This is a genomic window from Aeromicrobium sp. MLTX1 (assembly GCF_046452335.1).
In the GTDB taxonomy this organism is placed as follows: Bacteria; Actinomycetota; Actinomycetes; order Propionibacteriales; family Nocardioidaceae; genus Aeromicrobium.
The window spans coordinates 775,547-798,268 of record NZ_JBKFDN010000002.1; the positions used below are offsets into that span (position 1 = coordinate 775,547).

19 protein-coding genes are annotated in these 22,722 nt (G+C 70.9%); 7 read left to right on the forward strand and 12 right to left on the reverse strand.

The window, feature by feature from the left end:
• Positions 1-9 precede the first annotated feature (9 nt).
• Positions 10-945 carry a heme o synthase gene (locus ACK99Q_RS14265; RefSeq protein ID WP_410186777.1) on the reverse strand — a complete coding sequence of 312 codons (936 nt, stop codon included), beginning with the start codon at positions 943-945 and terminating at the stop codon, positions 10-12.
• Positions 946-1,027: 82 nt separating this feature from the next.
• On the opposite strand from ACK99Q_RS14265, the gene tkt reads away from it, so the two are divergent.
• Genes tkt through pgl form a run of 6 tightly spaced genes read left to right on the forward strand, consistent with a single transcriptional unit; the run spans position 1,028 to position 9,017 of the window.
• Positions 1,028-3,211: a transketolase gene (gene tkt / locus ACK99Q_RS14270; RefSeq protein WP_410186778.1), complete on the forward strand. Its 2,184-nt coding sequence runs from the start codon at positions 1,028-1,030 to the stop codon at positions 3,209-3,211.
• Between the two features lie 24 nt (positions 3,212-3,235).
• A complete protein-coding gene (gene tal, locus ACK99Q_RS14275; RefSeq protein WP_410186779.1) occupies positions 3,236-4,324 on the forward strand; it encodes a transaldolase in 1,089 nt (362 codons plus the stop codon).
• A 2-nt stretch (positions 4,325-4,326) separates the two neighbouring features.
• Positions 4,327-5,886, forward strand: a complete 1,560-nt coding sequence (locus ACK99Q_RS14280; RefSeq protein ID WP_410186780.1) for a glucose-6-phosphate isomerase — start codon at positions 4,327-4,329, stop codon at positions 5,884-5,886.
• On the forward strand, positions 5,883-7,400 hold the full coding sequence (gene zwf, locus ACK99Q_RS14285; RefSeq protein WP_179424772.1) for a glucose-6-phosphate dehydrogenase: 1,518 nt from the start codon (positions 5,883-5,885) through the stop codon (positions 7,398-7,400). Before ACK99Q_RS14280 ends, zwf begins: the two co-directional genes overlap by 4 nt.
• On the forward strand, positions 7,400-8,311 hold the full coding sequence (locus ACK99Q_RS14290; RefSeq protein WP_410186781.1) for a glucose-6-phosphate dehydrogenase assembly protein OpcA: 912 nt from the start codon (positions 7,400-7,402) through the stop codon (positions 8,309-8,311). The genes zwf and ACK99Q_RS14290 overlap by 1 nt, the downstream gene beginning before the upstream one ends.
• A gap of 4 nt (positions 8,312-8,315) precedes the next feature.
• Positions 8,316-9,017, forward strand: coding sequence for a 6-phosphogluconolactonase (gene pgl, locus ACK99Q_RS14295; RefSeq protein ID WP_410186782.1), 702 nt, complete (start codon positions 8,316-8,318; stop codon positions 9,015-9,017).
• A 167-nt stretch (positions 9,018-9,184) separates the two neighbouring features.
• Here pgl and ACK99Q_RS14300 read toward each other — a convergent pair whose 3' ends face one another.
• From ACK99Q_RS14300 to uvrA, 10 genes are all read right to left on the reverse strand, one after another.
• Positions 9,185-9,541, reverse strand: a complete 357-nt coding sequence (locus tag ACK99Q_RS14300) for an RNA polymerase-binding protein RbpA (protein ID WP_410186997.1) — start codon at positions 9,539-9,541, stop codon at positions 9,185-9,187.
• Positions 9,538-9,774, reverse strand: coding sequence for a preprotein translocase subunit SecG (secG, locus tag ACK99Q_RS14305; protein WP_179424780.1), 237 nt, complete (start codon positions 9,772-9,774; stop codon positions 9,538-9,540). The genes ACK99Q_RS14300 and secG overlap by 4 nt, the downstream gene beginning before the upstream one ends.
• A gap of 15 nt (positions 9,775-9,789) precedes the next feature.
• A complete protein-coding gene (gene tpiA, locus ACK99Q_RS14310; protein ID WP_179424782.1) occupies positions 9,790-10,587 on the reverse strand; it encodes a triose-phosphate isomerase in 798 nt (265 codons plus the stop codon).
• Positions 10,588-10,663: 76 nt separating this feature from the next.
• Entirely contained in the window at positions 10,664-11,860 is a 1,197-nt protein-coding gene (locus tag ACK99Q_RS14315) for a phosphoglycerate kinase (protein ID WP_410186783.1), read from the reverse strand.
• Between the two features lie 8 nt (positions 11,861-11,868).
• Positions 11,869-12,867 carry a type I glyceraldehyde-3-phosphate dehydrogenase gene (gene gap, locus ACK99Q_RS14320; protein WP_410186784.1) on the reverse strand — a complete coding sequence of 333 codons (999 nt, stop codon included), beginning with the start codon at positions 12,865-12,867 and terminating at the stop codon, positions 11,869-11,871.
• A 96-nt stretch (positions 12,868-12,963) separates the two neighbouring features.
• Complete coding sequence (gene whiA, locus ACK99Q_RS14325; protein WP_410186785.1) at positions 12,964-13,947, reverse strand: DNA-binding protein WhiA; 984 nt, start codon at positions 13,945-13,947, stop codon at positions 12,964-12,966.
• A 51-nt stretch (positions 13,948-13,998) separates the two neighbouring features.
• Positions 13,999-14,964, reverse strand: a complete 966-nt coding sequence (locus tag ACK99Q_RS14330; protein ID WP_410186786.1) for a uridine diphosphate-N-acetylglucosamine-binding protein YvcK — start codon at positions 14,962-14,964, stop codon at positions 13,999-14,001.
• Positions 14,961-15,824, reverse strand: coding sequence for an RNase adapter RapZ (gene rapZ, locus ACK99Q_RS14335; RefSeq protein WP_410186787.1), 864 nt, complete (start codon positions 15,822-15,824; stop codon positions 14,961-14,963). The genes ACK99Q_RS14330 and rapZ overlap by 4 nt, the downstream gene beginning before the upstream one ends.
• The gene (gene uvrC, locus ACK99Q_RS14340) at positions 15,821-17,779 is read right to left on the reverse strand and encodes an excinuclease ABC subunit UvrC (protein WP_410186788.1); all 1,959 of its coding nucleotides are present in this window, start codon (positions 17,777-17,779) and stop codon (positions 15,821-15,823) included. Before uvrC ends, rapZ begins: the two co-directional genes overlap by 4 nt.
• Positions 17,780-17,800: 21 nt before the next feature.
• Entirely contained in the window at positions 17,801-20,659 is a 2,859-nt protein-coding gene (gene uvrA, locus ACK99Q_RS14345) for an excinuclease ABC subunit UvrA (RefSeq protein ID WP_410186789.1), read from the reverse strand.
• Positions 20,660-20,716: 57 nt separating this feature from the next.
• Here uvrA and ACK99Q_RS14350 point away from each other — a divergent pair, with 57 nt between their 5' ends.
• A complete protein-coding gene (locus ACK99Q_RS14350; RefSeq protein WP_410186790.1) occupies positions 20,717-21,370 on the forward strand; it encodes an MBL fold metallo-hydrolase in 654 nt (217 codons plus the stop codon).
• A gap of 3 nt (positions 21,371-21,373) precedes the next feature.
• On the opposite strand, the gene ACK99Q_RS14355 is transcribed toward ACK99Q_RS14350, so the two are convergent.
• A complete protein-coding gene (locus tag ACK99Q_RS14355) occupies positions 21,374-22,654 on the reverse strand; it encodes a cytochrome P450 (RefSeq protein WP_410186791.1) in 1,281 nt (426 codons plus the stop codon).
• Positions 22,655-22,722 lie beyond the last annotated feature (68 nt).

Here is a 22,722-nt window from a genome sequence, read left to right on the forward strand (position 1 = left end):
GCGGGCCGCTCAGCCGATGAACGGATCGATCGCGGCGGCGACGAACAGCAGCGCCAGGTACGCGTTCGAGAAGTGGAACAGCCGCATCGGCTTGATGATCGAGAGCTCCTCGGTCTCCCGCGCACGGGCGCGCAGGTCGTACGCCTCCAGCAGGAAGACGATGCCCAGCAGGATCGCGATCGACGGGTAGAACCAGCCGGTGTCCGCGACCGGCCAGACCAGCACCGAGGTCAGCACGGTGGCCCAGGTGTAGCGGACGATCTGGCGACCGACCTCGGCCGAGGTGGTGACCGACGGGAGCATCGGGACCTCGGCGGCGGCGTAGTCCTCGCGGTAGCGCATCGCCAGCGCCCAGAAGTGCGGCGGCGTCCAGAAGAAGACGACGAGGAACAGCAGGACCGGCGTCCACGCGAGCTCGTTGGTGACCGCGGTCCAGCCGATGAGCGGCGGGAAGCAGCCGGCGGCGCCGCCCCACACGATGTTCTGCGTGGTGCGCCGCTTGAGGATCATCGTGTAGCCCACGACGTAGAAGACGTTGGCGGCCAGCGCGAGCGCCGACGAGAGCCAGTTGACCGTGAGGCCGAGCCACAGGGTGGACAGCACGCCCAGGACGAGGCCGAACCGGAGCGCGTCCTGCGTGCCGACCTGGTGACGCGGCAGCGGGCGACGTGACGTGCGACGCATCTTCTGGTCGATGTCGGCGTCGACCACGCAGTTGAGCGCGTTGGCCGATCCGGCCGACAGGGAGCCGCCGATCAGGGTGGCCACGACGAGCCACAGGTCGGGGACGCCCTTCTGCGCCAGGAACATCACCGGAACCGTCGTCAGCAGGAGCAGTTCGATGATGCGAGGCTTGGTGAGAGCCACGTAGGCGAGCACCACATCACGGCGGCTGGGCCGATCGATACGGGTGTGCTCGTCGGAGGCATGCGGAAGGACGGTCACGTGGCACAGTCTAATGCCCGACGGATAGGCTCGAGACGCAGACCTCGCTCGACCAACCTCGTGACGACCCAGGAGTGCCGCGGTGACCCACACCCCCCATGCCACTGAACCGACGATCGACTGGTCGGACGTGGACGACCGCGCCGTGAACACGGCGCGACTGCTGGCGGCGGACGCCGTCCAGAAGGCCGGTCACGGCCACCCCGGCACCGCGATGAGCCTCGCGCCCGCGGCCTACCTGATCTACCAGAAGCTGATGCGGCACGACCCCGCCGACCCGCAGTGGATCGGCCGCGACCGGTTCGTGCTCTCGTGCGGCCACTCGAGCCTCACGCAGTACATCCAGCTCTACCTCGCCGGCTACCCGATGGGTCTCGACGACCTCAAGGCGCTGCGCACGTGGGGCAGCCAGACCCCGGGTCACCCCGAATACGGCCACACGCCGGGCGTCGAGGTCACCACGGGCCCGCTCGGCCAGGGTGTCGCCAACGCGGTCGGCATGGCCATGGCGGCGCGCCGCGAGCGCGGCCTCCTCGACCCATTCGCGGGCCAGGGCGAGAGCCCGTTCGACCACGACATCTACGCGATCTGCTCCGACGGCGACCTCCAGGAGGGCGTGTCGGGCGAGGCCTCCTCGCTCGCCGGCCTGCAGCAGCTGGGCAACCTGACGGTGCTGTACGACGACAACAAGATCTCCATCGAGGACGACACGGACGTCGCGTTCACCGAGGACGTCGCGCTGCGCTACGAGGCCTACGGCTGGCACGTGCAGACGGTCGACTGGACCCACGGCGGCGGCGAGTACCGCGAGGACGTCCACGCCCTCGCCGACGCGTTCGCCGCGGCCAAGTCGGTCAGCGACCGCCCGAGCCTCATCGTCCTGCGCACGATCATCGCCTGGCCCGCGCCGAACGCGCAGAACACCGGCGCCGCCCACGGCTCGGCCCTGGGCGCCGACGAGATCAAGGCCACCAAGGAGCTGCTCGGCTTCGACCCCGAGGTCGACTTCGCCGTCGACGAAGCGGTCATCGAGCACACCCGCGGCGCGATCCAGCGCGGCGCCGAGGCCCGTGAGGAGTGGCAGACGCGCTTCGACCTGTGGGTCACCGCCAACGGTGAGCGCAAGGCCCTGCTCGACCGCCTCCAGTCCCGCGAGCTGCCCGAGGGATGGGACGCCGACCTGCCCGTCTACGAGCCGGACGAGAAGGGCGTCGCCACCCGCGTCGCCTCCGGCGACTTCCTGTCCGCCGCGGCGCCGCACCTGCCCGAGCTGTGGGGCGGCTCGGCCGACCTCGCCGGCTCGAACAACACGACCCCGAAGGACCAGCCGTCCTTCCTGCCGCCGCAGAACTCCACGAAGAAGTTCAGCGGCGACTGGTACGGCCGCGTGCTGCACTTCGGCATCCGCGAACACGCGATGGGCTCGATCATGAACGGCATCGCGCTGCACGGCCCCACGCGGCCGTACGGCGGCACGTTCCTGGTCTTCAGCGACTACATGCGCCCGGCCGTCCGCCTGGCCGCGCTGCAGGAGCTGCCCGTCACCTACGTGTGGACGCACGACTCGATCGGCCTCGGCGAGGACGGCCCCACGCACCAGCCGGTCGAGCACCTCGCCGCGCTGCGCACGATCCCGGGCCTCGACGTCGTCCGTCCCGCGGACGCCAACGAGACCGTGGCGGCGTGGAAGACGATCCTGCACCGCCACCACCGCCCGGCCGCCCTGGCGCTCAGCCGCCAGAACCTGCCGGTCTTCCCGCGCGAGGGCGAGTACGCCCCGGCCTCCGACGTGGCCAAGGGCGCGTACGTCCTGCTGGACTCCCCCGCCGACCTGCACCACGCCACGCCGGACGTGATCATCGTCGCCACCGGCTCGGAGGTGCAGCTGGCCGTCGCCGCCCGCAGCACGCTGGCCGAGCAGGGCATCGGGGCGCGCGTCGTCTCCATGCCGTGCCGCGAGTGGTTCGAGGAGCAGGACCAGGAGTACCGCGACAGCGTCATCCCGCCGCACGTGCGGGCGCGCGTCGTGGTCGAGGCCGGCGTCGCGTTCGGCTGGCGCGACATCGTCGGCGACGCGGGACGCATCGTCTCGCTCGAGCACTTCGGCGCCTCGGCGAACTACAGCGAGCTCTACGAGCGGTTCGGCATCACCGCGGCCACCACGGTGGCGGCCGCGCAGGAGTCCATCCAGGCCGCACAGCACGAGGGGGGCGTCCCGGTCTTCGCGCGACCGACCGGACCCGTGCTCCCCGACACGACCCACTGACACACCATCACAGGAGTGATCGACATGACCGAACGACTGAAGGCTCTCAGCGACGCGGGGGTGTCGATCTGGCTCGACGACCTCTCCCGCGAGCGGATCGAGACCGGCAACCTCGCCGACCTGGTCAAGGAGCGCAGCGTCGTCGGCGTCACGACGAACCCGACGATCTTCGCCTCGGCGCTGGCCAAGGGCGAGCGCTACGAGAAGCAGGTCGCCGAGCTCAAGGCCTCCGGCGCGGACATCGACGCCACGGTCTTCGCGCTCACCACGACCGACGTCCGTGACGCCTGCGACGTGCTCAAGCCCGTCTACGACGCCACCGGCGGCTTTGACGGCCGCGTCTCGATCGAGGTCGAGCCCGGCCTGGCCCGCGACACCGACGGCACCGTCGAGATGGCCGAGCGGCTCTGGAGCGAGATCGACCGCGAGAACCTGCTCATCAAGATCCCGGCCACGCGCGAGGGCCTGCCGGCCATCGCCGCCGCGATCGCGAAGGGCATCAGCGTCAACGTGACGCTGATCTTCTCGCTCGAGCGCTACCGCGGCGTGATGGACGCGTACCTCTACGGACTCGAGCAGGCCGCGGCCGAGGGTCGCGACCTGTCGAAGATCCACTCGGTGGCCTCGTTCTTCGTCAGCCGCGTCGACGCCGAGGTCGACGGACGGCTCCCCGAGGACAGCCCGCTGCGCGGCAAGGCGGCGCTGGCCAACGCGTGGCTCGCCTACGCGGCCTACCAGGAGGTCTTCGGCTCCGACCGCGCGAAGGAGCTGCTCGCCAAGGGCGCCCACCCGCAGCGCCCGCTGTGGGCCTCCACCGGAGTCAAGGACCCGGCCTACTCCGACACGATGTACGTCACCGAGCTCGTCGTCGACGGCACCGTCAACACGATGCCGGAGAAGACGCTCGAGGCCTTCGCCGACCACGGCGAGGTCCGCGGCGACACGGTCACCGGACGCGCGGCCGAGGCCCAGCAGGTGATCGACGAGCTCGAGGCGCAGGGCATCTCGTACGACGAGGTGGTCGAGAAGCTCGAGGACGAGGGACTCCAGAAGTTCGACGACTCGTGGGCCGAGCTCCTCGAGACCGTCAAGGCCGAGCTCCACAAGGACTGACCATGACGAACCGGCTCCGCATCCAGACACCCCAGCACGAGTCGGTCGAGAGTGCCGTCGAGGCTCTCGTCGCGGAGCGGTTCGCGTCACGGCTCTTCGCCGAGGACCCCACCCTGTGGGGTCCCGAGGCGGAGTCGGAGGCGGCGATCCGCCTGTCGTGGGTGACCCTGCACGAGTCCTCGCGCGCGCTCGTCCCCGACATCGTCGCCCTGCGCGACGAGCTGCGCGGGCGCGGCGTGAGCCGTGTGGTCCTGTGCGGCATGGGCGGCTCGTCGCTGGCCCCCGAGGTCATCTGCGCGGCCGAGGGCGTCGACCTCGACGTCCTCGACTCGTCGCAGCCCGACATGGTGCGGTCGGCGATCCACGACCTCGAGTCGACGGTCGTGGTCGTGTCGAGCAAGTCCGGAGGCACGGTCGAGACCGACAGCCAGCGCCGGATCTTCGAGCAGGCGTTCACCGACGCCGGGCTCGACCCGTCCGCCCACATCGTCGTGGTCACCGATCCGGGCTCGCCCCTCGACGAGCAGGCCACGGCGGCGGGCTACCGCGTCTTCCGGGCCGATCCGCACGTCGGCGGCCGCTACTCGGCGCTCACCGCGTTCGGCCTCGTCCCGAGCGGTCTCGCCGGGGCCGACATCGCGGCGCTGCTCGACCAGGCCGGCCAGGTCGTCTCCGACCTCGAGGACGACGCGGCGTCCAACGACGGACTGCGGCTCGGCGCCCTGCTCGGCGTCGCCGCGCGCGAGGGCGTCGACAAGGTCGTCCTGTTCGACCACGACGGCCGGGGGCTCGGCGACTGGATCGAGCAGCTCGTCGCGGAGTCCACCGGCAAGGACGAGACCGGCATCCTGCCCGTCGTCGCCCTCTCCCCCGGCGATCCCGTCACGGCCGACGAGATCGTCGTCCATCTCGGCACCGAGGAGCTGCCGTCGCAGCCCTGGGCGGCCGCCGTGCAGGGCTCGCTGGGCGGTCAGTTCCTGATCTGGGAGGTCGCCACGGCCGTCGCCGGGCGGATCCTCTCGATCGACCCGTTCGACCAGCCCGACGTCGAGAGCGCCAAGGCCGCCGCGCGCGAGCTGCTGGGCGGCGACTCCTCGCTGCCCGAGCCCGACCACCGTGGCGACGTCGCGGACGTCTACGGCTCGTCCGCCACGAACGTGGCCGACGCGATCGACCAGCTGCTCCAGCAGGTCGGCGACCGCGAGTACCTCGCGCTCCAGCTGTACCTCGACCGCTGGGCGCTCCGCGGCCTCGAGTCGCTCGCGCCGCAGCTCGCCGCGCGCCTCTCGCGGCCGGTGACGTTCGGCTGGGGCCCGCGCTTCCTGCACTCCACCGGTCAGTACCACAAGGGCGGGACGCCGGTCGGCGTCTTCCTTCAGGTCACGTGCGACCCCGCCGACGACCTGCCGGTGCCCGGGCGCGACTTCACCCTCGGCCAGTTCATCGAGTCGCAGGCCGCGGGCGACGCCCAGGTGCTGCGCGACAAGGGCCGGCCCGTGCTGCGCCTGCATCTGCACGACCTCGAGGCCGGACTCGTCGCGATCAAGGACGCCCTGGCATGAGCCCCAATCCCCTGCGCGACCCGCGCGACCGCCGCCTCCCCCGGATCGCCGGACCCTGCACCGTCGTGATGTTCGGCGTCACGGGCGACCTCGCGCGCAAGAAGCTGATCCCCGCGATCTACGACCTGGCCAACCGCGGCCTGCTGCCGCCGGGCTTCGGCCTCGTCGGCTTCGCCCGTCGCGACTGGGGCGACGGCACGTTCGCCGCGCTGCTGAAGAAGGCCGCCAAGGCCGGCGCCCGCACCGAGTGGAGCGAGACCGTCTGGAAGCAGCTGGCCGCCGGCATCAAGTTCGTCCCGGGGCAGTTCGACGACGACGACGCGTGGGAGGAGCTGGCCAAGACACTCACGAAGCTCGACGAGCGCCAGGGCACGGGCGGCAACCACGCCTTCTACCTGTCGATCCCGCCGGGCCTGTTCCCCACCGTCGTGTCCAAGATCGACGAGCACGGACTGGCCAAGCCCGGCACGGGCTGGCGCCGCGTGGTCATCGAGAAGCCCTTCGGGCACGACCTCGAGTCCGCCAAGGAGCTCAACCAGCTGATCGGCAACGTCTTCGAGTCCGAGTCGGTCTTCCGCATCGACCACTACCTGGGCAAGGAGACGGTGCAGAACATCCTCGCGCTGCGGTTCGCGAACCAGATGTTCGAGCCCGTCTGGAACGCCCAGTACGTCGACCACGTGCAGATCACGATGGCCGAGGACATCGGCATCGGCTCGCGCGCGGGCTACTACGACGGCATCGGCGCCGCCCGCGACGTCATCCAGAACCACCTGCTCCAGCTGCTGGCCCTCGTCGCGATGGAGGAGCCGGTCGCGTTCGACGCCTCCAGCCTGCGGGTCGAGAAGCAGAAGGTCCTGCGCAGCCTGCGGCTTCCCGCCGACCTCGACAAGCACTCGGCGCACGCGCAGTACGTCGAGGGCTGGGCGGGCGGTCAGCCCGTCGTCGGGTACCTCGAGGAGGAGGGCACCGATCCGAAGTCCCTCACCGAGACCTATGCCGCGCTGCGCCTCGACATCGAGACGCGCCGCTGGGCCGGCGTCCCGTTCTACCTGCGCACCGGGAAGCGACTGGGCCGGCGGGTCACCGAGGTCGCGGTCGTGTTCAAGAAGGCGCCGCACCTGCCCTTCGAGAGCAACGACGTGACCGAGCTCGGGCACAACGCCCTCGTGATGCGCATCCAGCCCGACGAGGGCGTCACGATGCGGTTCGGGGCCAAGGTGCCCGGCACCACGATGGAGATCCGCGACGTCAACATGGACTTCGTCTACGGCGGCTCGTTCGTCGAGAGCAGCCCCGAGGCGTACGAGCGGCTCATCCTCGACGTGCTGCTCGGCGACCCGCCGCTGTTCCCGCAGCACCGGGAGGTCGAGCTGTCCTGGAAGATCCTCGATCCGGTGATCGAGCATTGGTCGCGCAAGCGCACGATCGACACCTACCAGGCCGGCACGTGGGGCCCGCAGTCCGCGGTCGACATGCTGGCCCGCGACGGCCGCGTCTGGAGGCGACCCTGATGGACCTGACCCTCGAGGACACCAACGCCGCGGCGGTCGCCAAGGCGCTGACGAAGGGACGCTCGCTCGCGGGCAGCCCCGCGATGGACATGGTGCTCACGTTCCTCATCGTCACCGACGACGAGAACGTCGCCGAGGCGATGCAGGCCGCGAACGTGCTGCAGCACGAGCACCCCTCCCGCGTCCTGGGCGTGATCCTGGGCGACGGGCGCGGCAAGCCGCGTCTCAACGCCCGCGTGCGTGTCGGCGCCGGCTCGCCGGGCGAGTCCGTGCTGCTGCGCATGTCCGGCCCGCTCGTGAAGCACGCGGAGTCCGCCGTGCTCCCGCTGCTGCTGCCCGACTCCCCCGTCGTCGTCTGGTGGCCCGGCGTGGGACCGCTGGAGCCCTCGCTCGACCCCATCGGCCGGCTCGCCCGGCGGCGACTCACCGACTCCGAGCGCACGCCAGCGCCGGTGCAGTGGCTCCACAAGCTCGCGCCGGGCTACGACCCGGGCGACACCGACCTGGCGTGGACCCGGCTCACCCTGTGGCGCGCGCTGCTCGCCGCCGCGCTCGACCAGACCTCGGGCTCGGCCACGGGCGGCCGCATCCTCGCCGACGACATCAACCCCGTCGCCGTGCTGCTGCAGGCGTGGCTCGAGTGCCGCCTCGGCGTGCCGATCGAGTTCGTCGACGACGACTCCGGCTCGCAGATCCAGCGCGTCACGCTCTTCACCGACGTGGGCGACATCGACATCCGGCGCACGGACGAGATGGCGTGCGAGTTCAGCGTGCCCGGCTCGTCGCCGCGCATCGTCCCGATCCGCCGCCGCACGATCCCCGAGCTGCTCGCCGAGGACCTGCGCCGCCTCGACGCCGACGAGATCTACGGCGAGACCCTGCAGCACCTGGTCACCGGAAAGGACCGATGAGCCGATGACGATCCAGATCTTCGACAGCGCCAACGACCTCGCCCTCGCGGTGTCGCGCCAGCTGGCCGCCCGCGTGCAGTCGGTCACGGCCGCGGGCCGCCCGCCGCGGATCGTGCTCACCGGTGGCTCGATCGCCGGGAAGATCTACGGACGCCTGTCGGGCGAGAACGCCGACTGGGCGCGCGCCGAGTACTGGTGGGGGGACGAGCGCTTCGTCCCCGAGGGTCACGAGGACCGCAACGACCGGCAGGCGCGCGAGGGCTTCCTCGACCGTCTCGGCGTCCCGGCCGACCACGTGCACGCCATGCCCGCGCACGGCTGCGACCTGTCGATGGCCGACGCCGCCGACGCGTACGCGAAGACGCTGCCCGAGGACCCGTTCGACGTCGTGCTGCTCGGCGTCGGACCGGACGCCCACATCGCGTCGCTCTTCCCCGGCCACCCTCAGGTGCACGAGACCGAGCGCCGCGCCGTCGAGGTCCTCGACTCCCCCAAGCCGCCGCCGCAGCGGATCTCGCTGACCTACCCGGCGCTCAACCACACGCGGGCCACCTGGTTCGTCGTGTCGGGCGCCGACAAGGCCGAGGCCGTCGCCAAGGCGATGAGCGGCGCGCCGATCGACGAGGCGCCCGCCGCCGGCGCTCGTGGCCTCGAGGAGACCCTGTGGTTCCTCGACACCGCCGCGGCCTCGAAGCTGCCGCGCTGACCCAGGACGCCGCGGGAGCGGTGAGTCCTCAACCCTTCCCCGCGCTCCCCGGTGAGCCATCAACCTCATGGGGCACCGTTGAGGTTGACAGCTCACCGCCTCCTCGGGCGGCCCGGCATGACGAAGGCCCGCCACCGCGAGGGGTGACGGGCCTTCTCAGATGCTGCTCAGAAGATGATCTCGCCGGTCTTGCGCTTGCTGCGCAGGGTGTCGAGGGCTTCCTTGAGGATGTCGGCGGCCTCGGTCTCGGAGCGGCGCTCCTTCACGTACGCCAGGTGCGTCTTGTACGGCTCGGTCTTCGGCGCGTCGGGCCGGTTGTCCGAGTCCATGCTGGCGGGCATGCCGCACTTCGGGCAGTCCCACTCCACCGGCACCTCGGCCTCGATCGCGAAGTTCAGCGTGACCGAGTGGTCGTTCGTGCAGAAGTACGAGACGGCCTGACGCGGTGCGGCCTCGCCCCGCTCGGCCTCGCCCATGGGGCCGGCGCCGATGCGGCTGCCGCGAATCGCTCCGGCGGCCATCAGTTGCTGACCTTCAGCAGCAGGCCGAGTGCGAAGACGCACACGACCCACACGACGGCGACGCCGATGGTGATCCGGTCGAGGTTGCGCTCGGCGACCGACGACCCGCTGAGCGAGCTGGAGACGCCGCCGCCGAACATGTCGGAGAGACCGCCGCCTCGGCCCTTGTGCATCAGCACGAGGACGATCATGAGCAGGCTGCTCAGGGCGAGCAGCACGGAGAACGCGATGACCACGTCGCTCCCTTTCGGTCAGGACCCCTGGAGGTCTGGCATGTCGTAGAACCGGGCGATCCCGGCGAACTCCTCCGCGACCAGGCTCGCCCCGCCGACCAACGCTCCGTCGACATCGGGCTTCGCCATGATCGCGGCCACGTTCGCCGCCTTGACCGATCCGCCGTAAAGGATACGTGTCTGCTGGGCCGCCTCGGTACCCCAGGTCTCCGCGAGTCGCCCGCGGATGGCCGAACAGACCTCCTGGGCGTCCTCCGGAGTGGCGACCTCGCCCGTGCCGATGGCCCAGACGGGCTCGTACGCGATGACGAGACCGGCGACCTGCTCGGCCGTGAAGCCGGCCAGCGAGCCGTCGACCTGGGCCAGCGTGTAGGCCACGTGCTCGCCCGCCTGGCGGACCTCGAGCCCCTCGCCGACGCACACGATGGGCGTCATGCCCGCCGCGAGCGTCTTGGCCGCCTTGGCGTTCACGAGCTCGTCCGACTCGCCGTGGTACTCACGACGCTCGGAGTGGCCGACCACGACGTACGAGCAGCCCAGCTTGGCCAGCATGGCCGCCGAGATCTCACCCGTGTAGGCGCCGCCGTCGTGCGCCGAGACGTCCTGCGCGCCGTAGCCGATCGGCAGCTTGTCGCCGTCGATCAGCGTCTGGACGCTGCGCAGGTCGGTGAACGGCGGGATCACGACGACCTCGCTCTTGGCGTGGTCGTGCTTCTTGTCCGACAGGGTCCACGCCAGCTTCTGGACCAGGACCACCGCCTCCTGGTGGTTCAGATTGGACTTCCAGTTGCCTGCCATCAACGGGGTGCGGCTCATGACGCCACCGCCTTGGGAGAAGTGCAGTGTGGCAGTGCCGTCATTCGTGTCCTCATGTTCGCTCGCTGGCGCTCGCTCATGCGTTCTCCTCCAGTACCGCCAGGCCCGGCAGGGTCTTGCCCTCCAGGTACTCCAGGCTCGCGCCGCCGCCGGTCGAGATGTGACCGAACTGGTCGTCGCTGAAGCCGAGCTGGCGCACGGCCGCGGCCGAGTCGCCGCCGCCGACGACCGACAGGCCGTCGACCTCGGTGAGGGCCTGTGCCACGGTGCGCGTGCCGGCCGCGAACGCCGCCATCTCGAACACGCCCATGGGGCCGTTCCAGAAGACCGTCTTCGCACCGCGGACGACCTCGGCGAACGCCTCGGCCGACTCGGGGCCGATGTCGAGGCCCATCTGGTCGTCGGGGATCGCGTCGACCGTGACGGTGGTGGCCGGGGCGTCGGCCTTGAACTCCGGCGCCACGACGACGTCGGTGGGCAGCACGATCGACACGCCGAGCTCCTGCGCCCGGTCGAGGTAGCCCTTCGCCACCTCGATCTGGTCCTGCTCGAGCAGGGAGGAGCCGACCCCGTGGCCCTGGGCCGCGAGGAACGTGAAGACCATGCCGCCGCCGATGACGAGCGTGTCGGCCTTGGTCAGCAGGTGGTCGATGACGCCGAGCTTGTCCGAGACCTTCGAGCCGCCGAGCACGACCGCGTACGGCCGCTCGGGCGACTCGGTGAGGCGCTGGAGCACCTCGACCTCGGCCTGCACGAGACCGCCGACGGCCGAGGGCAGCCGCTCGGCGACGTCGTAGACGCTGGCCTGCTTGCGGTGGACGACCCCGAAGCCGTCCGAGACGAAGACGTCGGCGAGCGACGCGAGCTGGTCGGCGAACGCGCCGCGCTCGGCGTCGTCCTTGCTGGTCTCGCCGGCGTTGAACCGGACGTTCTCCAGCAGGGCGACCTCGCCGTTCTTGAGCTCCTGGGCGGTGCGCTGCGCGTCGACGCCGACGGTGTCGGACGCGAAGCGCACGGTCTGGCCGAGCAGCTCGCTCAGGCGCGCCGCGACCGGCGCGAGCGAGTACTGCGGATCCGGCTCGCCCTTCGGCCGGCCCAGGTGCGCCGCCACGAGGACGCGCGCTCCCTGGTCGAGCAGCCGCTGGATCGTCGGGACGCTCGCGCGCACGCGGCCGTCGTCGGTGATGGTGGCACCGTCGAGCGGCACGTTCAGGTCACTGCGGACCAGGACGCGCTTGCCCTTCAGATCGCCCAGGTCGTCGATCGTCTTCACGGAGGACCTCAGAGCGAGGAGCCGACGAGCGACGTCAGGTCGACGAGGCGGTTCGAGTAGCCCCACTCGTTGTCGTACCAGCCGACGACCTTGACCTGGTCGCCGATGACCTTGGTCAGCGGCGCGTCGAAGATGCACGAGTGCGGGTCGGTCACGATGTCGGTCGAGACGATCGGGTCCTCGTTGTACTTGAGGTAGCTCGAGCCCTCGGCGGCCTTGCGGACGATCTCGTTGATCTCCTCGACCGAGGTCTCACGGCTGGCCGTGAACGTCAGGTCGGTGGCCGAGCCCGTGGGCGTCGGGACGCGCAGCGCGTAGCCGTCGAGCTTGCCCTTCAGCTCGGGCAGGACGAGGCTCACGGCCTTCGCGGCGCCCGTGGAGGTCGGGACGATGTTGAGGGCGGCGGCGCGGGCGCGACGCAGGTCCTTGTGCGGGGCGTCCTGCAGGTTCTGGTCCTGCGTGTAGGCGTGGATCGTGGTCATGAGGCCACGCTCGATGCCGATGCCGTCGTTGAGGGCCTTCGCCATGGGCGCGAGGCAGTTCGTGGTGCACGAGGCGTTCGAGATGATCGTGTGCGCGCTCGGGTCGTACAGGTCGTCGTTGACGCCCATGACGATCGTGATGTCCTCGTTCTTGGCCGGGGCCGAGATGATGACCTTCTTCGCACCGCCGTCGATGTGCGCCTTGGCGGCCGTGGCGTCGGTGAAGAAGCCGGTGGACTCCACGACGATGTCGGCGCCGACCGAGGCCCAGTCGAGGTTCGCGGGATCGCGGTCCTCGAAGGCGACGATCTTCTGGTCGCCCACGTAGATCGCGGTGTCGTCGAAGTTCACGTCGGCGTCCAGGCGACCCAGGATCGAGTCGTACTTGAGCAGGGTGGCCAGCGTCTTGTTGTCGGTGAGGTCGTTGACGGCGACGATCTCGACGTCGGTGCCGGCGGCACGAACCGCGCGGAAGAAGTTACGGCCGATGCGGCCGAATCCGTTGATGCCTACGCGAACAGTCACGGGTTGCTCCTGGGTTGCCGGGTGGAAGACTCGTTACGTCCTCACCCTACCGAGAGCGCCCGTCGCATCACACCGGGTGTCGCCCCTCGCGAGATCTCAGCCGTCGGCGTACTGATCGGGGTTGAGCCCCGCCTCGGTGTCCTCGATCCCGAGGTCGTGGGCCCGCTTGTCCGCCATCGCCAGCAGGCGGCGGATCCGGCCGGCGATCGCGTCCTTGGTCAGCGGCGGCTCGTGGAGCTGGCCGAGCTCCTCCAGGCTGGCCTCGCGGTGCTGCACGCGCAGCTCGCCGGCGAGGCGGAGGTGGTCGGGGACCTCCTCGGCGAGGATGTCGAGCGCGCGCTGGGCGCGGGCGCCGGCGGCGACGGCCGCACGGGCCGAGCGGCGCTGGTTGGCGTCGTCGAAGTTGGCCAGGCGGTTGGCGGTGGCGCGGACCTCACGGCGCATCCGTCGCTCCTCCCACGCCAGCAGGGTCTCGTGGGCGCCCAGGCGGGTCAGGAGGGCGCCGATGGCCTCGCCGTCGCGGATGACGACGCGGTCGCCGCCGCGGACCTCGCGGGCCTTGGCCGAGACGCCGACCCGGCGGGCGGCGCCCACCATCGCGAGGGCGGCCTCGGGGCCGGGGCAGCCGATCTCGAGCGCGGACGAGCGGCCCGGCTCGGTGAGCGAGCCGCGGGCCAGGAACGCGCCGCGCCACGCGGCGACGGCATCGCACGAGGGACCGGAGACCACCTGGGGCGGGAGGCCGCGGACGGGGCGACCGCCCCCGTCGACGAGGCCGGTCTGACGGGCGAGCAGCTCGCCGCCGCGCGCGATCCGCACGACGTAGAGTGTGGTCTTCCGGACGCCGGCGCCCTGCTGGACGATGATCTCGCTCTCGTGGCCGTAGACCTCGGCGATCTCCTGGCGCAGGCGACGCGCGGCGGCGGCGGTGTCGAGCTCGGCCTCGATCACGATCCGGCCCGAGACGATGTGCAGGCCCCCGGAGAAGCGCAGCGTCGTCGAGACCTCGGCCTTGCGGCAGCACGCCTTCGTCACGGGGATCCGGGCCACTTCCGCCTTCACCTGAGCCGTCATCGCCATTACGTCATCAGCCTCCAGTCCAACGGTCCCGAGTAGCCCGCTCGGGCCACTCTATGCCCGGGCTGGTGACGCCGTGGCGAACGTGGTGGCAAAGACGTCGGCCAGCGCCGCCGGATCGTGCTGATCGGCCTGCTCGGTGGAGCGGACGTCGGCCGTGACGAGACGCGCGCCCAGCTGGGCGGCGGCGCGCGTGAGAGCGTCCACGTCGCGCGCTGCCCGGGTGTCGGCGACGACGACGTCGAGGCGCAGGTCGGGAGCGTGGGCGGCGAGCACGTCGAGGTGCTCCTCGGGCGTGAGGTGCTCGGTCTCCCCCGGCTGTGCGACGAGGTTGAGCACGAGGGCGCGCTTCGCGGGGGTGCGCAGCAGCGCCTGGCGCAGCTGCGGCACGAGCAGGGTGGGCATGACGCTGGTGAACCACGAGCCGGGACCGATCGTGACCCAGTCGGCGGCCTCGAGCGCCGCGACGGCCTGCGGGCACGCCGGCGGGTCGCCGGGCTCGAGCCGGACCGCCTGGATGCGTCCGGGCGTCGTGGCGACCTCGGCCTGGCCGCGCACGACCTCGATGCGCTCGGGCGGCCCGAAGTCGACGTCGGCCTCGATGTCGAGCGGGACGTTGGCCATCGGCAGCACGCGACCGCGGGCACCCAGCAGCTCGGCCACGAGGTCGAGGCCCGCCACCTGGTCGCGCTCCATGTCCCACAGCGCCGCGAGCAGCAGGTTGCCGACGGGATGGCCGGCGAGCGGGCCCGCTCCCCCGAACCGGTGCTGGAGGATCTCGGCCCACGCCCGGCCCCAGTCGTCGTCGCCGCACAGCGCCGCGAGAGCCATCCGCAGGTCACCGGGCGGCAGGATGCCGAACTCGGTGCGCAGGCGTCCCGACGAGCCGCCGTTGTCGGCGACCGTGACGATGCCGGTGAGCCGGCTGGTGACGTGCCGCAGCGCCGACAGCGTGGCCGCCAGGCCGTGCCCACCCCCGAGCGCGACCACGGCGGGCCCCCCGGCCCGCTCGGTGGTCACTCGCGTCCCAGGTCGCGGTGGACGACGAGCGTCCGGACGTCGCGCGTGCGGAGCCGCTCCGAGAGGGCCTCGGCCATCGCGACGCTGCGGTGGCGGCCGCCGGTGCAGCCGATGCCGACCGTGAGGAAGAGCTTGTCCTCCTGCAGGAAGCCGTTGGTGATCATCGAGAGCAGCTCGACGTAGCGGTCGAGGAACTCCTGGGACCGCTCCTGCTTGTAGACGTAGTCGCGCACGGGCTCGTCCTGGCCGCTGAGGGGACGCAGGTCGTCGACCCAGAACGGGTTGGGCAGGAAGCGCATGTCGGCGACCATGTCGGCGTCGATCGGGATGCCGTACTTGAAGCCGAACGACACGATCGTGACGTGCAGGCCGCGCTCGTCGTCGACCTCGAAGGCCTGGCGGACCCGGTGCGCCAGCTGGTGCACGTTGAGCCGGCTGGTGTCGATCACGAGGTCGGCGCGGCCGCGGATGGTGCGCAGCAGCTCGCGCTCGCGGACGAGACCGTCCATGAGGCGGCCCTGGCGGCTCAGCGGGTGCGGCCGGCGCGCGGCCTCCTGGCGGCGGACGAGCACCTCGTCGGCGGCCTCGAGGTAGAGCGTGCGCACGCGGACACCGAGGTCGTGGACGGACTCGATCGCGTCGACGAGGCCGAAGAAGAACGTGCGCGAGCGCGAGTCGACGACGACGGCCAGCCGGTCGATGTCCTCGGCTGCGTCGACCGAGCTGACGAGGTCGTTGAGCATGCCCGGGGGCAGGTTGTCGACCACGTAGTAGCCGAGCTTCTCCAGCGCCTTGGCAGCCGTGCTGCGGCCGGCACCGGTCATCCCGGTGACGAGGACGAACTCGGTGAGCTTGGTCATGGTCGGGTCTCGTCCTCCAGGATCTCGCCGGTGGCCATGTTGATGGCCGGGGCCGGCGGCTCCCCCTCGTGGAGTGCCGCCACGATGGATTCTGCCGTAGCCGGGCCGATCCCGGGGACGATGGTGATCTCCTCCGCAGTCGCGGCGCGCAGCTTCTTCACCGAGCCGAAGTGCTTCATGAGCGCGCGGCGCCGGGTCTCGCCGAGTCCCGGGACGGGGTCGAGCAGGCTCTCGACCATCGACTTGCTGCGGCGCTGGCGGTGGTGCGTGATCGCGAACCGGTGCGCCTCGTCACGCACCCGCTGGAGCAGGTAGAGGCCCTCGCTGGTGCGCGGCAGGATCACGGGGTCCTCGTCGTCGGGGAGCCAGACCTCCTCGAGGCGCTTGGCCAGACCGCACAGCGCGACGCCCGTGATGCCGAGGGCGTCCATGGCCTGCTTGGCCGCCGCGACCTGCGGCGGACCGCCGTCGACGACGACGAGCGACGGGGCGTAGGCGAACCGGCGCGGCTTGCCGGTCTCGGGGTCGATGCCCGGCTCGGCTTCCTCGCCCTGGCGCTCGACCGCGCGCAGGTGGTGGGCGAACCGCCGGGTGATGACCTCGTGCATCGCGGCGACGTCGCTCTGGCCCTCGTGGCGCACGGTGAACCGCCGGTACTCGGACTTGCGCGGCAGGCCGTCCTCGAAGACGACCATCGACGCGACGATCTCGGTGCCCTGGAGGTTCGAGACGTCGAAGCACTCGATCCGCAGCGGCGGCGTGGGCAGGTCGAGCGCCAGCTGGATCTCCTCCAGGGCGCGGCTGCGGGTGGTGAGGTCGCCGGAGCGCTTGAGCTTGTGGCGGGCGATGGCCTGCTTGGCGTTCTGCTCGACCGTCTCGAGCAGCGCGCGCTTGTCGCCGCGGCGCGGGACCCGCAGCGTGACCTTGGCACCCCGTCGCTCGGTGAGCAGCTCGGCGACGGCGTCGTGGTCGGCCGGCAGCTCGGGAACGAGCACCTCGCGCGGGATGGCCGACGGCGCGACGTCGGCGTAGAGCGTCATGAGCGCGTTCTGCACGAGCTCGGGCAGGCCGGCGTCGTCACCCTTGTCGGCCACCCAGCCGCGCTGGCCGCGGATGCGGCCCCCGCGGACGTTGAAGATCTGGACGGCGACCTCGAGCGGGTCGTCGACGAAGCCGAGGACGTCGGCATCGGTGCCGTCGCGCAGCACGACCGACTGCTTCTCCAGGACGCGCCGCATCGCCATGAGGTCGTCGCGGTACTTGGCGGCGAGCTCGTACTCCTGCGCCGCCGCGGCATCGCGCATCCGCTGCTCGATGCCGCGCTCGAAGCCGGCGGTCTGGCCGCCCATGAACGACAGGAAGTCGTTGACGATGTCGCGGTGCTCGTCCGGGGACACCCGACCGACGCATGGGGCCGAGCACTTGCCGATGTCACCGAGCAGACACGGACGCCCGGCGGCCTTGGCGCGCTTGAAGACGCCGGCACTGCACGATCGCATTGGGAACACGCGCAGCAGTGTGTCGACGGTGTCGCGGATCGCCCAGGCGTGGCCGTAGGGACCGAAGTAGCGCACGCCCTTCTTCTGGGCGCCGCGCATCACCAGGACGCGCGGGATCTCCTCGCCGACGGTGACGGCGAGCCACGGGTAGGACTTGTCGTCGCGGTACTTGACGTTGAACCGGGGGTCGAACTCCTTGATCCACGAGTACTCGAGCGCGAGCGCCTCGACCTCGGTGCTGACGACCGTCCAGTCGACCGAGGCGGCCGTGGTGACCATCTGGTGCGTGCGCGGGTGGAGGTTCCCGAGGTCCTGGAAGTACGAGCTCAGCCGCGGCCGCAGGCTCTTGGCCTTGCCGACGTAGATGACGCGGCCCTGCTCGTCGCGGAACCGGTAGACCCCCGGGTCGGTGGGGATCTCACCGGGCCGCGGACGGTAGGTGGACGGGTCAGCCATGGCTCGGGCCCTCCGCCGCCGTCACGACAGCAGCGGCGCGAGGAACCGGCCGGTGTGCGAGTCGGGGTGCGCCGCGATCTGCTCGGGGGTGCCCTGCGCGACGACCGTGCCGCCGCCGCTGCCGCCCTCGGGGCCCATGTCGACGATCCAGTCCGAGGCCTTGATGACGTCGAGGTTGTGCTCGATCACGATGACCGAGTTCCCCGCGTCGACGAGGCGCTGCAGCACGATCAGCAGCTTGCGGATGTCCTCGAAGTGCAGGCCCGTGGTGGGCTCGTCGAGGACGTAGACCGTGCGGCCGGTGGACCGCTTCTGCAGTTCGGAGGCCAGCTTGACGCGCTGGGCCTCGCCACCGGACAGGGTGGGCGCGGGCTGGCCGAGCCGGACGTAGCCCAGGCCGACGTCGACGAGGGTGCGCAGGTGCCGCGCGATCGCGGGGATGGCCTCGAAGAACTCGACGCCCTCCTCGATCGGCATGTCGAGGACCTCGGCGATCGTCTTGCCCTTGTAGCGGACCTCGAGGGTCTCGCGGTTGTAGCGCGCACCGTGGCAGACCTCGCACGGCACGTACACGTCGGGCAGGAAGTTCATCTCGATCTTGATCGTGCCGTCGCCGTGGCACGCCTCGCAGCGGCCGCCCTTGATGTTGAACGAGAAGCGGCCCTGCTGGTAGCCGCGCATCTTCGCCTCGGGCGTCTGCGCGAACAGCTTGCGGACGTGGTCGAACACCCCGGTGTAGGTGGCCGGGTTGGACCGCGGGGTGCGGCCGATCGGCGACTGGTCGACGTGGATGACCTTGTCCACGTGCTCGGTGCCCTCGATCGTGCGGTGACGACCCGGGATCGTGCGTGCCTTGTAGATCTGGCGCGCGAGCGACGTGTAGAGGATGTCGTTGACGAGCGTGGACTTGCCCGAGCCGGAGACGCCGGTGACCGAGACCAGCTGGCCCAGCGGGAACGCGACGTCGACGTTCTTCAGGTTGTTCTCGCGGGCGCCCTTCACGACGAGCTGGCGGCCCTTGTCGCGCGGACGGCGGACCTCGGGCACGGGAATCGACTGACGACCCGACAGGTAGGCGCCGGTGAGCGAGTCGGGGCTGGCCAGCAGCTCCTCGACCGGACCGGACACGATGACCTGGCCGCCGTGCTCGCCGGCACCGGGGCCGATGTCGACGACCCAGTCCGAGGCGCGCACGGTGTCCTCGTCGTGCTCGACGACGATGAGCGTGTTGCCGAGGTTCTTGAGCCGCACGAGGGTCTCGATGAGGCGGTGGTTGTCGCGCTGGTGCAGGCCGATCGAGGGCTCGTCGAGCACGTAGAGCACGCCGACGAGGCCGGCGCCGATCTGCGTGGCCAGACGGATGCGCTGGGCCTCACCACCGGACAGCGAGCCGGCGGCGCGGTCGAGGGCCAGGTAGTCCAGGCCGACGTCGAGCAGGAACCGCAGGCGCTCGTGGATCTCCTTGAGGACGCGCTCGCCGATCTGGCGCTCGCGGTCGCTCATCTGGAGGTCCTGCAGGAAGTCGGCCGCCTCGGCGATCGACAGGTGGCAGAGCTCGGCGATGTTCATGGCGCCGAACCGCTCGGACTCGAGCGTGACGGCCAGGATGACCGGCTTGAGGCGGGTGCCCTTGCAGGTGGGGCACGGGACCTCGCGCATGAAGCCCTCGAGGCGGTCGCGGCTGGTGTCGGAGTCGGTCTCGGAGTGGCGGCGCTCGACGAACGCCTTGGCGCCCTCGAACTCGGCCCAGTACGAGCGCTGGCGGCCGTAGCGGTTCTTGTACTGGACGTGCACCTTCGTGGAGTGCCCGTTCAGCAGGGCGTCCTGGAACTCCGGCTTGAGGTCGCTCCACTTCGTGTCGACGTCGAAGCCGAGCTCGTCGCCGAGCGAGCGCATGAGGCGCAGGAAGTAGTCGGAGACCTGGGTGTAGGTCCACGCCGTGATCGCGCCCTCGGCCAGGGTCTTGTCGGGGTCGGGCACGAGCAGCTCGGCGTCGACCTCCTTGCGCGAGCCGAGGCCGTGGCACTCGGGGCAGGCGCCGTAGGGCGCGTTGAACGAGAACGAGCGCGGCTCGAGCTCGTCGACCTGCAGCGGGTGGTCGTTGGGGCACGCGAGGCGCTCGGAGAAGCGGCGTCGCCGTGCGGGGTCGTCCTCCTCGAGGCCGACGTAGTCGATGATGACGATGCCGTCGGCCAGGCCGAGCGCGGTCTCGACCGACTCGGTGAGGCGCTGCTTCGAGGAGGGCTTCACGGTGAGGCGGTCGACGACGACCTCGATCGTGTGCTTCTTCTGCTTCGCGAGCTTGGGCGGCTCGTCGGCGAGCATGATCATCTCGCCGTCGACGATCGCGCGGCTGAAGCCGGACTGCTGGAGCTGGCGGAACAGGTCGAGGTACTCGCCCTTGCGGCCGCGGATGACCGGGGCCAGCACCTGGAAGCGGGTGCCCTCCTCGCCGGCCTGGATGCGGTCGACGATCTGCTGGGGCGTCTGGCGCGCGATCGGCTCGCCGCACGTGGGGCAGTGGGGACGGCCGGCGCGCGCGTAGAGCAGGCGCAGGTAGTCGTAGACCTCGGTGATCGTGCCGACCGTGGACCGCGGGTTGCGCGACGTGGACTTCTGGTCGATCGACACCGCCGGGGACAGGCCCTCGATGAAGTCGACGTCGGGCTTGTCCATCTGTCCGAGGAACTGGCGCGCGTACGCCGAGAGCGACTCGACGTAGCGGCGCTGGCCCTCCGCGAAGATGGTGTCGAAGGCCAGGGACGACTTGCCGGAGCCGGACAGACCCGTGAACACGATGAGGGAGTCACGGGGCAGATCGACGGAGACATCCTTGAGGTTGTGCTCGCGCGCACCCCTCACAACGAGACGATCGGTCACCCGACAAGCCTACTGAGGAGCCCTGACAGAAACCTCTCGACGAGTAGGGTCATGGGCATGACGTACACGGGAGAGGTCACGGTCGGCGGCGCGCCCGACACCCGCGAGGCCGGAGACCTGGTGATCACCAAGATCGCCGTGGGACCGATGGCCAACAACGCCTACCTGCTGCGCTGCGCGCTCACCGGCGAGCAGGTGCTGATCGATGCCGCCGACGAGGCTCCACGGCTGCTGGAGCTCATCGGCGACGGGGGCCTCGCCCGCGTCATCACGACCCACCGTCACGCCGACCACTGGGGCGCCCTCGAGGACGTCATCCGCGCCACCGGCGCCGAGACGGTCGCCGGCGAGGACGACGCCGACGAGCTGCCGGTCGATGTCGACGTCCGCGTCCGCACCGGCGCCCGCGTCCGCGTCGGCTCGTGCGAGCTCGAGGTCATCGAGGTCGTCGGCCACACCCCCGGCTCGATCGTGCTGGCCTACGACGATCCCGACGGCGTCACCCACCTGTTCACCGGCGACTCGCTGTTCCCCGGCGGCGTCGGGCGCACGTGGTCCCCCGACGACTTCCTGCAGCTGTGCGGCGACGTCGAGTCCAAGATCTTCGCCCGCTTCGACGACGAGACGTGGTTCTACCCGGGCCACGGCGACGACTCCACGCTGGGCGCCGAGCGCCCGAGCCTGCCGGACTGGCGCGCCCGCGGCTGGTGACCGTCAGAGGGTGACGGGCAGGGACTCGATCCCGAACACGAAGCTGAGCTGACGGAACTCGAGCTCGGACTCCGGCACCGCGAGGCGCAGGTCGGGGAACCGCCGCAGTAGCTTCGGCAGGGCGATCCGCAGCTCCATGCGGGCCAGCTCGGCGCCGATGCAGCGGTGGATGCCGTGGCCGAAGGCCAGGTGTCCGCTCGACGGAATGCGCAGCGGGTCGAACGTGTCGGGGGCCGCGCCGGCGTTGGCCTCGTCGCGGTTGGCGGCGCTGAGCGACACCAGGAGCACGTCGCCGGCCTTGACCTGCGTCCCGAACAGCTCCATGTCCTGCTTGGCGAAGCGCGGGAACGCGACCTGGACGACCGAGAAGTAGCGCAGCAGCTCCTCGATGACGCGGTCGAGCGTCTCGCGGTTGCCCGAGCGGACGAGGTCGGCGTAGGCCGGGTCGCGCGACAGCATGATCGTGCTGAGCGCGATCATGCCGGCGGTGGTCTCGTAGCCGCCGGTGAAGACGCCGTCGGCGAGGCCCGCGAGGTCGCGGTCGCTGATGAGCTCGCCCTCGTCGCGGATGATCTGGCCGATCAGGCCGGGCCCGGGTTCCTTGCGCTGACGGGCGACCGCGTCGAACAGGAACTCGCGCTGCTCCGAGACGGCGCCGAACGCCGCCGCTCCCCCGTTCGTGGCGTCGAAGCGGGCGCTGCCGAGCTTGGAGAACGCCTGCGTGTCCTCGTAGTCCAGACCCAGCAGGGCGCAGATCGTGTTGAACGGGATCGGGAACGCGAAGACCTTCGCGAGATCGACGTCGGGTCCGGCCGCCTCGAGGTCGTCGAGGGCGCGGTCGACGATCTGCTCGATCACCGGCTCGAGCCGCGCGAGGCGGCGCATCGTGAACTCGGGCGTGATGATCTTGCGCAGCCGCGTGTGCACGGGCGGGTCTGTGAAGCCCAGTCCCCCGATGTCGTCCGACGTGGCCGGGCCGTCGCCGGAGAACAGGTGCCGGATGTCGGTGGAGTAGGTGTCGCGCGCGGTGAGCACCTGGCGCGCCTGCTCGTGACCCGTGACGAGGTAGGCCGTGAAGTCGAACGGCAGGTCGAGTCGGTGCAGCGGCTCCTCGCGACGGATACGGGCCATCTCGGGAACGGGATCGAGTCCGACGCGCTGCAGGGGCGCCTTCGTGGGCTCGGGGATGAAGGAGAAGCTGGCCAGGTCGATTCCACGCTTGGCGACGTGTCGTCGGGCCACCGACGACAACACCTTGGAGCGGATTCCCCGCAGCAACTTCACCCGGACACGATAGTCGGTCGCGGGTCCGATTCCGTGACGGGTTGCCGGATCGGCCCCGCGGGTCGACT